Origin of the sequence: Bacillus sp. BPN334 (assembly GCF_008368885.1) — a bacterium.
In the GTDB taxonomy this organism is placed as follows: Bacteria; Bacillota; Bacilli; order Bacillales; family Bacillaceae_G; genus Bacillus_A; species Bacillus_A wiedmannii.
Map to the genome: position 1 here is coordinate 184,695 of NZ_QOZW01000006.1, position 13,911 is coordinate 198,605.

Sequence of the window (13,911 nt, forward strand, 5' to 3'; positions counted from 1 at the left end):
GGCAAAGAGTAACTCTTACCTTACTCTTCCACTATATAATACACCATATTTGACTGTTTGTGTAGAAGAATGTCGAAATATGCAATGTTTCATGTCAAATATAAGCAAATGAAGAAGTGAAACCAATAATTAAATAAAAACGCTATTTAAATAAAAGTAAGTGGATTAGTTTTCAACACTTAATGAGATTGAAATTCATATCATATTTTGTAATGACTTATATGGAAGTGAGTTGAATAATAATGTTTTATTCATATTTTGATAATCGATCCAGAATGCGACCGTATGGTACGGTGGGTATCACGTTTAGTGGAATGCAAAGTACAATTCAAGCTGCTCAACAAGCATTGCAATCGCAACAACAAATGCAACAACAAATGCAACAAGACACACAACCGTACTATTCATCTATGGGATATTATTACCCAATGTATCACACTACGCCATATGGAATGCCTTTTTCAATGATTCCATATGGCACTGTATTTAATTTATAAATAATATGTCAGGAGTAAAGTTAAGTATTTAAATAAGGGCGCAAGTAAATAGCGCCCTTATAAGAAATGATTTTTATCAAATGGATTCATTTTTAATACATAATTTTGAATTTGTGATGAAAATTGCATTTTGTCATAAATAAAAAGGCAGTTGTTTCCGCAACCACCTTTTTATAAAACAGAGCAACTTTTTCAGAAATAAAATATGAATAATTCCTGAAAAGGTTATAGGATATAATCCCATTTTTATAACGAAAGTGACGAGCTCAGGTTATAAGAAAAGACTGACTATATTGTATGGAATCTAGTCTAGAGTGGTCACAAATAAAAAGAGCACCTTCGAACAGTGCCCTTTCTCGGAGTGAATTTTGCCAAAAGCTACCTAAAACTAAACAGACAAGTGGAATACCCAAGTTGTGAGTCATGAGTAATATTCCTCAAATATAAGAATGAGTTTGATTTTCTATATATAGTATGAATCACCATATATATAGGTGTCAGAAAAAATAAAAGAGCAACTAGCAAAAGCTAACTGCTCAGTGTGGATTGGAGATCTCGATCAGTACGGTTACACATAAGAGATTTCCGGCTGTTAAACAGCCTATCTACAGTATTTACGGAATATTGAGTTTTATTCAAGGGGGAGAGGTAAATGAATAAATTTAGGCTGTTCCAACTTGGTTTTGGTCTGCAACATCAGCATCAAATGTGTTTGTTGCGCTAACACCGCTAAAGGTATTGACAACAAAACCAACATTTGACGCCCCTGAACCATTATAAGATTTTGTATTCTCTTTTGGAGAAACGTTATAAAAATCGCCTAAGTTGAAAGAACCAGTACTATTTTGTACGACAAGGTTTGCTACAACTGAAGGCATAGTATTCACCTGCTTTCCTAGAAAGTATTTAAATTAGCATATGGTGTAATCGTCTAGATGTTCATTTCAATCTAAGAATTTGAAGTTATTTCCTGTGTTTTAATAAAATAATCCTTTTAATAGAAAGCGAGGTTGGGAGAATGAAAGGTTTGAAGAAAAGAAAAATTAGAAAAGCAATTGCTCGTCGCGCGAAGGCAGTAGAGAAACATCAAGTCGATAACGCTTGGAGAAACATTTTTGTTCAAGCTGGAATAATAAAATAACAGTACTGGAGGAATAAAAAATGAATAGTAAACAGTTTTTCGGAATGTATTTGGCTCTTTACTTAATCATTATGTTCGTGACCTTTAGTAATTCAAAAAGCTTCATACAAGCTGGAATCATTATGGTACTTGTAATTTTTATTTCAGAGGTTGATCATCGGTATGGATTTTATAAGGGAAGTAAAAAAGCTAAATTAAAGTGAAAAACAAATATGGTCCGGCTAGAAAACTAGAGGACACCAATTCATTAGAACAGCAATTAAAGCTGTTTTAGGAATAGGTGTCCTTTTTATTTTGAAAGGGGAGATGGGGAAATGAAGGTGTTAAGAGATCAGTTACGTGAGTGGGAAAAGCAATCGAAACAAGCAAAGAAGAAAAATAAGAAAAAACAAAAAGAGAAATTAAGTACTCGTGATATTGAAGATTTAATGGGGATTCGTGGGCCACGATATGAACGTAGACGTGGAGCATTAAGACAAAAGTAATTTAAAAATAAAAAGGAGTGGTCTTACATGACTAAACAATTATCTTTCTTACCAAAAATCGATAGAGTAGCAACACAAGAGGAATTAGAAGGTGTGTTGGAAAGTGTACGTATACATAGACAATTTGGGATGATGCGTAAAGAAATGAAAGTCACTCCTTCTTATGAAATACGTGAGCATGGTCCTACACATACAGTTGGAAAACCATTAGAAGATGTTGCTATAGCAAATATCCAACAAAGTAAACGAGAAGAGTGGCTTGAACGAATGTCAGTACGTATTGATCAGTTTCTAAATCGATTAGGGAACGGACGTGCAGGAAGCATTCAAAGAGATATTATTTATAAACGTTATTTAGAAGAAGAGGACGTATGTGATTACATGGTTTATAACGAAATAGGGATGTCAGAGCGTACTTATCGACGTTGGAAGTCTAAAGCATTTTATAAGCTTGCTTTTGCACTTGGATTAGAAGTTTACGAGACAGAAGAGACTGGAGGTAATGAATAATGAATTTTGTTCAGCCAATACGTGATCCAGAAGAAATACAGCAGCTAAAAGATTATTTTAAAGAAAAGAGCTTACGTAATTACATTCTCTTCATCATGGGAATCAATACAGGCCTGAGAATTTCAGATATTTTGAAATTGAAGGTAGGAGATGTAAAAAGTAGTCATATATCTATGAGAGAAAAGAAAACAGGAAAACAGAAACGGATACAAATTACTGCAGCACTGAAAAGAGAACTTAAATGGTTTATTGAAGAAAGAGAAGATAATGAGTATCTATTGCAAAGCAGGCAAGGTAGGAATCGTCCAATTGGTCGTAGTATGGCATATAAGATACTAAGTGGAGCGGCAGCAGAGTTTGGGTTGGATGAAATAGGAACACATACCTTGAGGAAGACGTACGGGTATCACATGTACATGCAAACAAAAAACATAGCATTACTCATGGAGATATTCAATCATTCGTCTGAGAAGGTCACATTACGTTATATAGGTGTAAATCAAGATGCAATGGATAAAGCAATGACTAGATTTAAAATCTAAGCGTTGCTTTTTCTTTTTAATTCTATACAGTTACTCATAAATTCCATACTGTGTAACTCAAAAGGGAAAGTTTAATTAAGTCAATGATATCAAGCGATTCGGCAAAGGGGTCAGTTACACACAATATAAGATATGGGTAAGTCATATATGGAATGAAATTCATTTTTCTGGTATTATATATGAAAGGGGAATTTAAATTTCTTTATGATTTGTTAGGAGAAGGGGTAAGAATTGGAAAGCTTACAATTACAAAGTTTACAAGAAACTAAACCACACTGTTACTATAATGAGATAAAGCAGATTATTATTGAAATCTGTGATTTTCATAATAAATTCTCAGCAACGTGGATAGATAAGAATAAATCAAGTGATTTAGAATTTCTAAACTTAAATAAGAAACAAGTTAGAGAAGTTACTGATATTTACGAAGAAAGAGAAGTGTTTTTCCCGAAGGATGAATTTAATCGTCTTTTAAAAAATTACATGAATGAGTTAAAACCTTTAGCAATAGATTTCGAGATGGCATATAATTATGAGCATTTTGATATGAGATCTCGTGGGAAAGATTTTGATTCGATAATGAACAAATTACAATATTATACTACTGGAAAAGAAGGCAATGGAGTTGCAGGAGCCTTTAAGATTAATAAATGTTTGAATGACCTTTTCGGTATTCGAATAGTTATTGAGAATTTTGACCATAATTGTGAATACTTTTATCAAATTTGTGAACCTGTAAAAGATAAATATAAAATACGTATAATTAACTCATCAAAAAATGACTATAGAGCAACGCATGTTTATTTTTATGGCGGAAATAATAAATTTTTTCCTTGGGAACTACAAATATGGAATGCAGATGATTGTAAATCAAATGACATTTCACATGGAGTACATAAACGCTCATATACTGAATGGGCAAAAATTTATAAGAATACAAAAGAAATTGAAGGAGGTGCTTAATTATGGCTTATCATTTTATTGCAGCTATGAGTCACTATTCGCATGGGGGAAGAATTGCTTGGCATTATTCTGCTGATTCTCGACTTGATAAAGAATATATTCAAGGTTTCTTTAAGAGGGTAGAAGGAAAATGTGGAGAAGTACAATTAGGCATTCACAAATTAGTAACTGATTCTACTTCTTGGGATTCCGTAGTGCAAAAAGATTCTTTCTTTGAAGATGTGTATAGAACTCCAGATATTGATACTTTTATTGGAATGGTTGTTCAGGGTCAAGAGTTAAGTCCTACAGATGTTTCGAAATTCATACTATCAATTTTGCCATCTTCACACCTTAAATTACAAAAATTACTTTATTATTCATATGCAGAATTCTTGATACAAACAGGCACTAAATTATTTAAAGAGCCATTAGTAGCCTTTAAATATGGCCCTGTAGTTGAAAGTGTTTTTCATAAGTATAAAGTTCATGGCTCTACAGTAATTGATTATAAAGAAGATGAGACAATTTGTTATTCAACAGAATCATTAGCTATTACACCTTCTATTATGAAGGTGACATCTTCAGAACATGGTGAAGAGGCAGTGGCGTGCATTTTAAATGTATTAAAAAAGTACGGTGGATATAGCGCGGGAGAGTTAGTTGCTAAGACACATCAAGCGGGAGGCCCTTGGGATAGAGTGTTTAGGCCAGGTGCTAATCGTGAAATCCCTGATGGTTTAATTGTACGATATCATCAGGAAGCTAATTGATTTTGAGAGCATCCTTTCGAGGGTGCTTTTTTTATTGCATTATTTTTTTGGAAAATAAGTGGCAGAGTCGTGACCGCTTTTTGGCAGGAAATGTGCCGGTTGTTTTGGAATCAACGTGTTATATTTGTATTGTGAGAAGTGGCGGAAAACACAACTCACTATGTTGTTTTCTAAATTTCTAAACGGCTTCATAATGACGGCGCATAAAATCCGAAACCAGCAGATGGTACTGATTGAATGTTACCGTTAATAAGGAGAGCTTTTGCTCTTCTTTGAGCTAACAACATCCTAGGTAGATGGAATGAGGTGAACCTGATAAGTTTGCCAATAGTGTCTGTCGTGGTTGTTAGCTGAGAGAAGAATAAAACTTCACGTACCGTAATTGAAGTACAAATTAATAATCTATAAAAAGCATCCATTCGGGTGCTTTTTATTTTTGAGGAGTGAGAATAAATGAAACTAAACAAACAAGAACAAACGGTTATTATCGGTAAGTTAATCAACAATGTTATTGGTTTGGAATTAGTTAAGGAACATATTGATCCACAAAAATTAGAGAAGGCTGTAGCATTGCATAACGAAATGAATGATGATATGACACCGAAGCAAGTACGCGAAGCGCTTATTAATGTACTGGATAAAGCGATAGATGAATTTCTAATTCCTAGAGCATAAGGAGTGTGAGTATAGATGCAATTAACTAAACTTGAGCAAGCAATTACTCTTGGTACAATCCTTAATGCTATTGATGAAGACAAGCTTAAAGAGTATGTGGAATTAGAAACATTGCGACCAGTAGTTAAAGTATTAAATAGGTTAAACAAAAGAACAAAGCTGGAAGAAAAGGAAGAAGCCATAACAGATTTAATTAATAAGTTAATAGATGATTTATTAAATAGCAAGGAGTGAAAATAATTGGATAGTGTTTTAAACAGTAGGGTTGCTGCGCTTGGTCTTATACCTATTGATAAGAAAGCATACATCAAATACTTTAAGCCTAATGAGAAAGCGTATAAGAAGTCTGGGATTGATATTAAGCGCTTTAAATATTATAAGCTGTATGAACAGGAGCCAATGTTTTACTCTATAGAATATCTCATGCAAACACCAATAAAAGATTTATTGGAAAGAGATAAAGAGAATCAAACACGCTGGATAAAGACAGATGAATGAATACAAAACAAAACAACAGAAGCGTAAGTTCTATGACAGTGGTGAATGGAAGAGTATACGCGAGCAAGTAAAGAAGAGAGACAACTATGAATGTCAGGAATGTAAACGGAATGGTCGAGTACAAACAGACACGAATGAGTACAGTGAGAGCGCCAAGCGTAAGAAGATTCAACTCGTTGTCCATCATATAAAAGAACTCGAACATCATCCAGAACTTGCATTAGAAAAAGATAATTTAGAAACAGTCTGTGTGGATTGCCATAATAAAGAACATGGAAGATTCTTTGAAAAGAAACAGAATAAATGGGAAAACGATGAAAAGTGGTAAAAAAGAATCAGAAATAACCCCCCCCTTAAAAAATTTCATCAAAAATTGCTCTAAGGGGCACCGGAGGAGGGGGTTAACTGTCAGGTTTTTTTCGGAAATACGCACGTAAGGGGGGGTGGGTAGATGGCTGTTAGTATTGTAAGGTTAAAGGAACAGCTTATGAATAGTATTGATACGACAGATTTAGTTGAAGTTGAAAAGGTAGAACGCTATATTGATCTAGTTAAAGCATTTCGAAAAATTAATAAAACGATAACTAAAGAAGGGGAATCCGTAACAATTAAAAATGGAACTCAAGTTTTCGTTAAGGCCCACCCTCTTATAAGTGAGAGGAATAAAATTAACAGTTCTTTAATTGCATTAGGGAGAGATATAAAGTTTGTTGTTAAGAATACTATCCCTAATGCAGGTTATAGCAAAAGTGATCTTACATGATTAAGCAAAAGTATGTGGAAGAATATATTGAACTTTATCGAAGTGGGAAAGTAAAGTTCAATAAAGAGAGAGAACTGTTAATTGAATATCTAGAAAAACATGTTATAAACAGAGACGATTTGTATTTTGATGATGAAATGATTGAGGATTGTATCAACTTCGGTGAGAAGTGGTATTTTCCATTGCAGCCATTTCAAAAATTCTTAATAGCATTCGTCTTTTTATTTTATAAGAAAAATGGACGTGTATTTTATCGCAAATTCCTATGGATGTTAGGACGTGGCGGTGGTAAAAACGGTCTGATTTCTGTTATTATTCACTTTTTAATTAGTGAATTACATGGCATTCCAGAGTATAACATTTCAGTTGTAGCGAATAGTGAAGAACAAGCAAAAACAAGCCCTGACGAGGTTCATAAATGTGTGAAGAAGAATGAGGTCTTGAAAAGAGCCTTTAAAACAACGTTAACTCAAACAGTTTCAAAGGCTACTGAAAGTGTACTGAAATTTAGGACTTCAAATGGAGATACAAAAGATGGTTTGCGTGATGGTGCGGTTGTATTTGATGAAATACATCAATACGAAAGCAATAAAGATGTCCGTGTTCATATCAGTGGTTTAGGGAAAAAGAAAAACCCACGTGAATTTTACATTGGTACAGATGGATATGTTCGTGACGGTTTTTTAGATAAGCAAAAAGAAAAGGCAATGAAGGTATTAAACGGCGAAGCACGTCCGAATGCTGTCTTTCCTTTTATTTGTAAATTGAATGACGAAACTGAAGTAGATGATCTTGATAATTGGGAGCTTGCGAATCCCATGTTATCTAAGCCTTTAAGTGAGTATGCTGAAGGGTTACTTGAAACAATTAAGGAAGAATATGAAGATTTAGAAGACGACCCGAGTAATAGAGAAGAGTTCATGACAAAGCGTATGAACTTACCTGTTACTAATTTAGAACGCTCTGTTGCAAAGTGGTCAGAAATTCTTGCTACAAATCGACCGTTTCCAGATTTACATGGTCAAGAATGCATTGGATCATTAGACTTTGCGAGCATTCGAGATTTCGCGGCATGTGGTCTTTTGTTTAGACAAACTGGAGAGTATATTTTTAAAACTCATTCCTTTGTACGAAAAGAATTTGTTGATGTCTATTATGGATATTCAAAAAAAGCAGGCGAGTTCAAAAAACAGAAGTTTGCACCAATAAAAGAATGGGAAGAACAAGGCTTACTAACTGTTGTGGACGAGCCAACTATCAATCCTCAACACATTGTTGATTGGTTTGTAAAAATGCGTGAACAATATGGCATTAAAAAAATTATAGCTGATAACTTCCGAATGGAAGCGATAAGACCTTTATTAGTAGCAGAAGGGTTTGAAATAGAAGTTATAAGAAACCCTAAAGCAATTCATAGTTTATTAGCGCCACGGATTGAAATGGCATTTGCAAATGAGCAGATTATTTTCGGTGATAACCCTCTTATGCGTTGGTATACACAGAATGTATTGGTTGTGATTAAGGGTGACGGAAACAAAATATATGAAAAGAAAGAACCGGTGCGAAGAAAAACTGACGGATTCCAAAGCTTTGTTCATTCTCTTTATCGAGCAGATGAAATACAAGAAGCCGCAGACTTCATATTAAGCGATATTAAATTCTAATAAAGGGGGTGATAACCATTGGATGGCTAGATTCAGTATTTAAAAGAAATAGTGAAGTAGGCTTTATGTTTGATATAGAAATGTTTATAGAAAAAGCAAATCGAATCCACATGAAACGACTTGCTATTGATACTTGTATTTCTTTTTTAGGTCGGACCATTAGTCAGTCAGAATTCAGAGTGAGAAATGGTAAAGAATTTGAAAAAAATGAACTTTATTATCGATTGAATGTTAGACCAAATAAGAATATGACAGCAAGCACCTTTTGGGAAAGGTTCATTTACAAACTTATTTATGAAAATGAGGCTTTAATTATACAAGCTGATGATGGTGATTTACTTATTGCTGATGATTTTGTGCATGATGAATACGCCGTTTTTGAGGACACTTTTACAAATGTTATCGTAAAAGATTATCAGTTTAAGAGAAGTTTTAAACAAAGTGAAGTCATTCATTTAAAATATCGGAATGATAAGTTATCGCCGTTAATTGATGGGCTTTTTGCTGACTATGGTGATTTATTTGGAAGAATATTAAACTCTCAAAAACGTAAAAATCAAATTCGCGGAACAGTTGATATGGATATGCTTGCAGCAAAAAGCGAGAAGCATCAAGCAAAACTCCAAGAATTCATTGATAACATGTATAAAGCGATTGGAGAGAAGGACGTTGCTATAATTCCACAACAACCTGGATTCAAATACGCTGAAACATCAAGTGGTGGAAATTCTGGTCAAAGTGTGGATGAAATAAACAAAGTAACAAACGGTTTTCTTAATCAAGTTGCAATGACTATTGGTATTCCAACTGCTTTGTTATACGGGGAAATGGCTGATGTAGAAAAGCAAACAAAAAATTACATGCTTTTCACAGTAAAACCATTGTTAAAAAAGATTGCAGATGAAGGAAATGTGAAATTCTTTGAAAAAAATGAATATCTTGAAGGGCAAAAAATTGAAATCAAAGCAGTTTCGTATCAAAGTATTTTTGACCTTGCGACAAGTATTGATAAACTTATTTCTTCAAGTGCATTTACAGGAAATGAAATCAGATTAGAAGTAGGATATGAAGATTCTGACGATCCTAATTTAAATACACATCATATTACGAAGAATTACACGAAACTAACTGAATCTCAAGGAAGTGAGAAAGAAAATGACGGTGAAGCTTGATATTAAAGGACCAATCATTTCTAGTGATGAAGCTTGGATATATGAATGGTTTGAAATGGATGCAACAAGCCCAGGGATGGTTGCAAAAGAACTTACTAATGCCAATGGTGAGGATTTGATTGTATCAATTAATAGTCCTGGTGGTTATGTACACGAAGGTTCAGAGATTTACACAGCATTAAAAAACTATGCAGGTCAGGTTGAAGTTCAAATTGTTGGTTTGGCTGCAAGTGCGGCCTCTGTTATTGCGATGGCTGGTGATAAAGTTCGAATTTCTCCAACAGCACAAATCATGATTCATAATGCATCGATGTGGAATGGTGGCGATCATCGCGATATGGAAAAAGCTGCTGAAATGTTGAAAACGACAGATCGAGCAATTGTAAATGCCTACGTCATTAAAAGTGGTAAATCTGAAGAGGAATTACTTAATATGATGGCTGAAGAAACATGGATGGGACCACAACAAGCATTAGAAAATAATTTTGTGGATGAAATTATGTTTATGGATAATCCGGTGAAAATGACTGCTTCAGGTGCCGCTTCTGCTATGATTCCGCAGAAAGTAATCGATGGTTTTAGAAACGGAACACTTAATAAAGGGAAATCTGAAGGGATTACAAAAGAAGATTTAAACGTTGCATTATCTGGGTTAAAAAATGAAATCATGAATGATTTACAAACTAATACAGAACCAAAACCAAAAGAGCCAAATCCGAAACCTGTTAAAAACAGTGGGATTAAAGGGCTCTTTTTAAAATTATAAAAATTGGGGGAAACACATAATGACAATTAAATTTAATAAATCAGAAGCTTTTACTAAGGCGAAAGCAAAATTAACAGACACTCTAACTAATGCTGAAAGTACAGAAAAAGAGCAAACGACAGCGTTTGAAAATTTCTTTGATGCATTACAAACAGATGTAGCGAATACAGTTCGTGAGCAAGTAAACAATGATATGCTTGATCGTTCCATTCTACAACAACGTGGTCAAAACGTTTTAACTTCAGCAGAAACAAAATTCTTCAATGCTGTTGTAAAAGAGGGTGGATTTACAGACGGTGAAATTCTTCCTGTAACGACACAAGAACGTGTATTTGAAGATTTAGTTACAGAGCATCCGTTATTGGCTGAAATTGGTTTGCAAGATCTAGGAGCTGTCACGAAATTTATCTATTCTGATGCAACAAAAGCTTATGTATGGGGCGAATTATTCGGTGAAATTCGAGGGCAAATCGACGCCATCTTCAAACAAGAAAAAATTGGACAACTTAAATTAACTGCATTTGCAGCAATTCCGAATGATATGCGAGAACTTGGGCCGGAATGGATTGAGCGTTATGTCCGAACTGTTTTAGTAGAAACGTATTCTGTCGGTTTAGAATTTGGTTTCGTTAATGGCGGTGGTTCTGTGGCACATCAACCGGTTGGTTTAATGAAAGATGTAAATCCAGAAACAGGTGCAGTTACTGACAAAAAATCTTCTGGTAAATTAACATTTGCTCCATCTGATAAAGGGGAGATCGTAGCCGGAGAACTTTATGAAGTGGTAAAAGCTTTATCTGTTGATGCAAAAGGGAAATCTAGAAAAGTATTAAATAAAATTGTAATGGTAGTTAACCCGATTGATGCGATTGGTGTACAAGCACGTAATACAATCCAGACATCAACAGGTCAATGGGTAATGGCATTGCCTTATAACATTAAACCTGTTGAGTGTGAGGAAGTTCCTGTTGGTAAAGCAGTGTTCTTTGTAAAAGGACAATATATTGCTGCAATCGCAGGTGGATATAAGTTAAAAGAATTCGATCAAACATTAGCTTTCGAAGATGCTACTCTTTATACAATTAAACAATTTGCTAATGGGAAACCGAAAGATAATAAAGCGGCTCTTGTTTACGATTTAGAAATTTCATTTACACCACCTGTAGAAACAAAAACTAAATAAAGGGTGAAGTGAATGAGAAACGCAACAATTTCAGATGGAATATTGCAAGGATTTAAAGAGAGGATGCACTTAGGGGATGAGGAAGATGATAACCTAAAGCGCATCCTCTCTACATCTAACAAGGCATTAATTAGGGTTTGTGGAGATTATGATTTAAATAATGACGAGGAGTTCAAAGAATTAGTCTTTGAACGCTCTCGTTATGTTTATAACGATGCTTTAGAGTATTTTGACAAGAATTTTTTAAGTCAGATTAATAGTTTAGGCATCGATAAAGCATTAGAAGAAATTAAATTGGACGGTGATTGATATGCGTCCTTTTCAATACAAAAAGCCACTGAATACAGGTGATTTTAGAAATCGAATTATCATTGAACAACCTGAAGTAATAAAAGATGAATTAAATCAAGAAGTTGAAACAGGTAATTGGCAAGAAGTTAAAAAAGTATGGGCAATGACAAAAACATTAAAAGGTTCTGAGTATATTGAAGCTTCGGCTTCACATTCTACACGAATTTATCGGTTTGTAATTCCTTATACAACAGGTATTACAGAATTAATGCGAATTAAAATGAATGGTCGTATCTTTGACATTATCGAACCACCAATGAATGATGATGAAATGTATCAAACATTGACTATTATCGCAAAGGAGCATGTTTAATATGAACGATTTTGCGAGCGAACTTGCTAGAGAGTTACAAAGGTATGCAAATGTTGTAGAAGAAGAATTGCTTACAGCACAAGAAGAAGTAGCTGATCTTGCTGTAAGTAAATTAAGACAAAGTGGCCCTAAAAAAACAGGTGCTTATCGTAAAGGGTGGCGTAAGAAAAAAGAAGGTAATAGCGTTGTCGTTCACAATACCAAAGGACAACTAACGCATCTTTTGGAAAATGGCCATGCAAAGGCTGGTGGTGGACGTGTTCCGGCTCAAGTACATATTCGTCCAGTTGAAGAGTATGTAATTAATGAATTACCAAGACAGATTGAAAGGGCGCTTGAATAATGACATTAGGTGAATTAACAAAAATCCTTGGAGCTACAGGTTATCCTGTGGCTTATTCGCATTTCATAGCAACGCCAGGTAAGCCAGTGCCAGCGCCACCTTATATTTGTATCCTTGTGGATGGATCAGCGAATTTAATGGCTGATAACAAGGTTTATCACAAGATAGACGATGCAAATATTGAGCTTTACACAACTAAAAAAGATTTAGTTGCAGAAGCAAAACTTGAAAAAGTCCTAGACGATCATGAGATTCCTTATGACTCGTATGGGACTTTTATTGAATCTGAAAAAATGTATCAAAAAATATATGAAACGAGGTTGATATAAATGACTAAAGAAAATAAAGTCGCATTTGGTTTAAAGAACGTTTATTACGCACTTTATGATGTGACAGGTGGGGTCGTTACATTTAAAACACCAATTCCAATTCCAGGAGCGGTTGAATTAACGTTTGATCCACGCGGAGATTTAATTGAGTTCTACGCAGATGACATGCTTTACTATGCAGCAAGTAATAACCAAGGTTATGATGGAACGCTATCCATTGCGACTGTTCCAGAACAATTTGCTATTGATGCGTTAGGCGAACAGTTAGATGAAACAGATGGGGTATTAAATGAGTTAGCTGATGCGAAAGGTAACCCATTCGCCTTATTGTTTGAGTTTGATGGTGATGTAAACGCAACTCGACACGTTATGTACAATAATTCAGCAAGCCGACCAACTATTGCATCTAAAACTAAAACAAATTCAGCGGAGCCAAATACAAATGAACTTAAATTTGTATCAAGCCCTATTGATATTAATGGAAAACGTATGGTTAAAACAAAAACAACTTCTAAAACAACTCAAGCCCTTTACGATAACTGGTACAAAGAAGTGTACGTAAAGAAAACAGCAGCATCAAAAGGAGCGTAAATAAATGGAAAAGACAATTACAATAGACGGTAAACAGGTTCGATTAAAAAGTACAGCGGCAACTGTAAAACGATACAAAGCACAATTTAGACGTGATTTATTTGCAGACATGTTTAAGCTAGGGGTTATTGCTCCTTCAAATCCTCAAACGGGCTCATTAGCTACTATTGATTTAGCAAATGCTGATTTGAGTAAAGTAGATTTTGAAGTGGTTTATGATTTAGTTTGGTTATATGCGAAAACAGCAAATCCAGCAATTGCTGAACCAATTACATGGTTAGATGGTTTTGATGAATTCCCAATCTCTGAAATCCTTCCAGAAATTATGGATATGATTCAGAGTACAATGGGAGCAAAAAAAAAATAAACAAAA

24 protein-coding genes are annotated in these 13,911 nt (G+C 34.5%); 23 read left to right on the plus strand and 1 reads right to left on the minus strand.

Annotated elements, in window-relative coordinates:
- The first annotated feature begins 242 nt into the window (after positions 1 to 242).
- Positions 243 to 497: a DUF3947 family protein gene (locus DN393_RS07835; RefSeq protein ID WP_149173413.1), complete on the plus strand. Its 255-nt coding sequence runs from the start codon at positions 243 to 245 to the stop codon at positions 495 to 497.
- Positions 498 to 1,159: 662 nt separating this feature from the next.
- Here the strand turns inward: DN393_RS07835 and DN393_RS07840 are convergent.
- The gene (locus tag DN393_RS07840; RefSeq protein ID WP_149173414.1) at positions 1,160 to 1,375 is read right to left on the minus strand and encodes a spore germination protein; all 216 of its coding nucleotides are present in this window, start codon (positions 1,373 to 1,375) and stop codon (positions 1,160 to 1,162) included.
- 140 nt (positions 1,376 to 1,515) lie between these two features.
- On the opposite strand from DN393_RS07840, the gene DN393_RS07845 reads away from it, so the two are divergent.
- From DN393_RS07845 to DN393_RS07955, 22 genes are all read left to right on the plus strand, one after another.
- Positions 1,516 to 1,638 (plus strand): DUF3983 domain-containing protein, encoded by a 123-nt coding sequence (locus tag DN393_RS07845; protein ID WP_098649489.1) that lies wholly within the window; start codon positions 1,516 to 1,518, stop codon positions 1,636 to 1,638.
- A gap of 20 nt (positions 1,639 to 1,658) precedes the next feature.
- Entirely contained in the window at positions 1,659 to 1,841 is a 183-nt protein-coding gene (locus DN393_RS07850; protein ID WP_098082050.1) for a hypothetical protein, read from the plus strand.
- A 111-nt stretch (positions 1,842 to 1,952) separates the two neighbouring features.
- Positions 1,953 to 2,123: a hypothetical protein gene (locus tag DN393_RS31485; protein WP_098082051.1), complete on the plus strand. Its 171-nt coding sequence runs from the start codon at positions 1,953 to 1,955 to the stop codon at positions 2,121 to 2,123.
- 27 nt (positions 2,124 to 2,150) lie between these two features.
- Positions 2,151 to 2,633, plus strand: a complete 483-nt coding sequence (locus tag DN393_RS07855) for an ArpU family phage packaging/lysis transcriptional regulator (RefSeq protein ID WP_074602621.1) — start codon at positions 2,151 to 2,153, stop codon at positions 2,631 to 2,633.
- Complete coding sequence (locus tag DN393_RS07860; RefSeq protein ID WP_149173415.1) at positions 2,633 to 3,175, plus strand: site-specific integrase; 543 nt, start codon at positions 2,633 to 2,635, stop codon at positions 3,173 to 3,175. The genes DN393_RS07855 and DN393_RS07860 overlap by 1 nt, the downstream gene beginning before the upstream one ends.
- Positions 3,176 to 3,406: 231 nt before the next feature.
- Entirely contained in the window at positions 3,407 to 4,138 is a 732-nt protein-coding gene (locus DN393_RS07865; RefSeq protein ID WP_149173416.1) for a nucleotidyltransferase family protein, read from the plus strand.
- A 2-nt stretch (positions 4,139 to 4,140) separates the two neighbouring features.
- On the plus strand, positions 4,141 to 4,890 hold the full coding sequence (locus DN393_RS07870) for a Panacea domain-containing protein (RefSeq protein ID WP_149173417.1): 750 nt from the start codon (positions 4,141 to 4,143) through the stop codon (positions 4,888 to 4,890).
- A 453-nt stretch (positions 4,891 to 5,343) separates the two neighbouring features.
- Positions 5,344 to 5,565: a hypothetical protein gene (locus DN393_RS07885; RefSeq protein WP_149173420.1), complete on the plus strand. Its 222-nt coding sequence runs from the start codon at positions 5,344 to 5,346 to the stop codon at positions 5,563 to 5,565.
- Between the two features lie 15 nt (positions 5,566 to 5,580).
- Positions 5,581 to 5,799 (plus strand): hypothetical protein, encoded by a 219-nt coding sequence (locus DN393_RS07890; RefSeq protein WP_149173421.1) that lies wholly within the window; start codon positions 5,581 to 5,583, stop codon positions 5,797 to 5,799.
- A 6-nt stretch (positions 5,800 to 5,805) separates the two neighbouring features.
- The gene (locus DN393_RS07895; RefSeq protein WP_149173422.1) at positions 5,806 to 6,063 is read left to right on the plus strand and encodes a hydrolase; all 258 of its coding nucleotides are present in this window, start codon (positions 5,806 to 5,808) and stop codon (positions 6,061 to 6,063) included.
- The gene (locus tag DN393_RS07900) at positions 6,056 to 6,391 is read left to right on the plus strand and encodes an HNH endonuclease (protein ID WP_149173423.1); all 336 of its coding nucleotides are present in this window, start codon (positions 6,056 to 6,058) and stop codon (positions 6,389 to 6,391) included. Before DN393_RS07895 ends, DN393_RS07900 begins: the two co-directional genes overlap by 8 nt.
- A 123-nt stretch (positions 6,392 to 6,514) precedes the next feature.
- Complete coding sequence (locus DN393_RS07905) at positions 6,515 to 6,826, plus strand: P27 family phage terminase small subunit (protein ID WP_002165185.1); 312 nt, start codon at positions 6,515 to 6,517, stop codon at positions 6,824 to 6,826.
- Positions 6,823 to 8,490 (plus strand): terminase large subunit domain-containing protein, encoded by a 1,668-nt coding sequence (locus DN393_RS07910; protein WP_098111315.1) that lies wholly within the window; start codon positions 6,823 to 6,825, stop codon positions 8,488 to 8,490. Before DN393_RS07905 ends, DN393_RS07910 begins: the two co-directional genes overlap by 4 nt.
- A gap of 8 nt (positions 8,491 to 8,498) precedes the next feature.
- Positions 8,499 to 9,662 carry a phage portal protein gene (locus tag DN393_RS07915; RefSeq protein ID WP_002165187.1) on the plus strand — a complete coding sequence of 388 codons (1,164 nt, stop codon included), beginning with the start codon at positions 8,499 to 8,501 and terminating at the stop codon, positions 9,660 to 9,662.
- On the plus strand, positions 9,646 to 10,428 hold the full coding sequence (locus DN393_RS07920; protein ID WP_098111314.1) for a head maturation protease, ClpP-related: 783 nt from the start codon (positions 9,646 to 9,648) through the stop codon (positions 10,426 to 10,428). The genes DN393_RS07915 and DN393_RS07920 overlap by 17 nt, the downstream gene beginning before the upstream one ends.
- A gap of 19 nt (positions 10,429 to 10,447) precedes the next feature.
- Complete coding sequence (locus DN393_RS07925; protein WP_149173424.1) at positions 10,448 to 11,611, plus strand: phage major capsid protein; 1,164 nt, start codon at positions 10,448 to 10,450, stop codon at positions 11,609 to 11,611.
- 12 nt (positions 11,612 to 11,623) lie between these two features.
- Positions 11,624 to 11,920 carry a hypothetical protein gene (locus tag DN393_RS07930; RefSeq protein WP_149173425.1) on the plus strand — a complete coding sequence of 99 codons (297 nt, stop codon included), beginning with the start codon at positions 11,624 to 11,626 and terminating at the stop codon, positions 11,918 to 11,920.
- 1 nt (position 11,921) lies between these two features.
- The gene (locus DN393_RS07935) at positions 11,922 to 12,275 is read left to right on the plus strand and encodes a phage head closure protein (RefSeq protein ID WP_149173426.1); all 354 of its coding nucleotides are present in this window, start codon (positions 11,922 to 11,924) and stop codon (positions 12,273 to 12,275) included.
- A gap of 1 nt (position 12,276) precedes the next feature.
- Positions 12,277 to 12,618: an HK97 gp10 family phage protein gene (locus tag DN393_RS07940; RefSeq protein WP_098103280.1), complete on the plus strand. Its 342-nt coding sequence runs from the start codon at positions 12,277 to 12,279 to the stop codon at positions 12,616 to 12,618.
- Positions 12,618 to 12,947, plus strand: a complete 330-nt coding sequence (locus DN393_RS07945; RefSeq protein ID WP_098111309.1) for a hypothetical protein — start codon at positions 12,618 to 12,620, stop codon at positions 12,945 to 12,947. The genes DN393_RS07940 and DN393_RS07945 overlap by 1 nt, the downstream gene beginning before the upstream one ends.
- Positions 12,948 to 13,538, plus strand: coding sequence for a major tail protein (locus tag DN393_RS07950; RefSeq protein ID WP_097841678.1), 591 nt, complete (start codon positions 12,948 to 12,950; stop codon positions 13,536 to 13,538).
- A 4-nt stretch (positions 13,539 to 13,542) separates the two neighbouring features.
- Positions 13,543 to 13,905 (plus strand): hypothetical protein, encoded by a 363-nt coding sequence (locus DN393_RS07955; protein ID WP_149173427.1) that lies wholly within the window; start codon positions 13,543 to 13,545, stop codon positions 13,903 to 13,905.
- Positions 13,906 to 13,911: the final 6 nt, after the last annotated feature.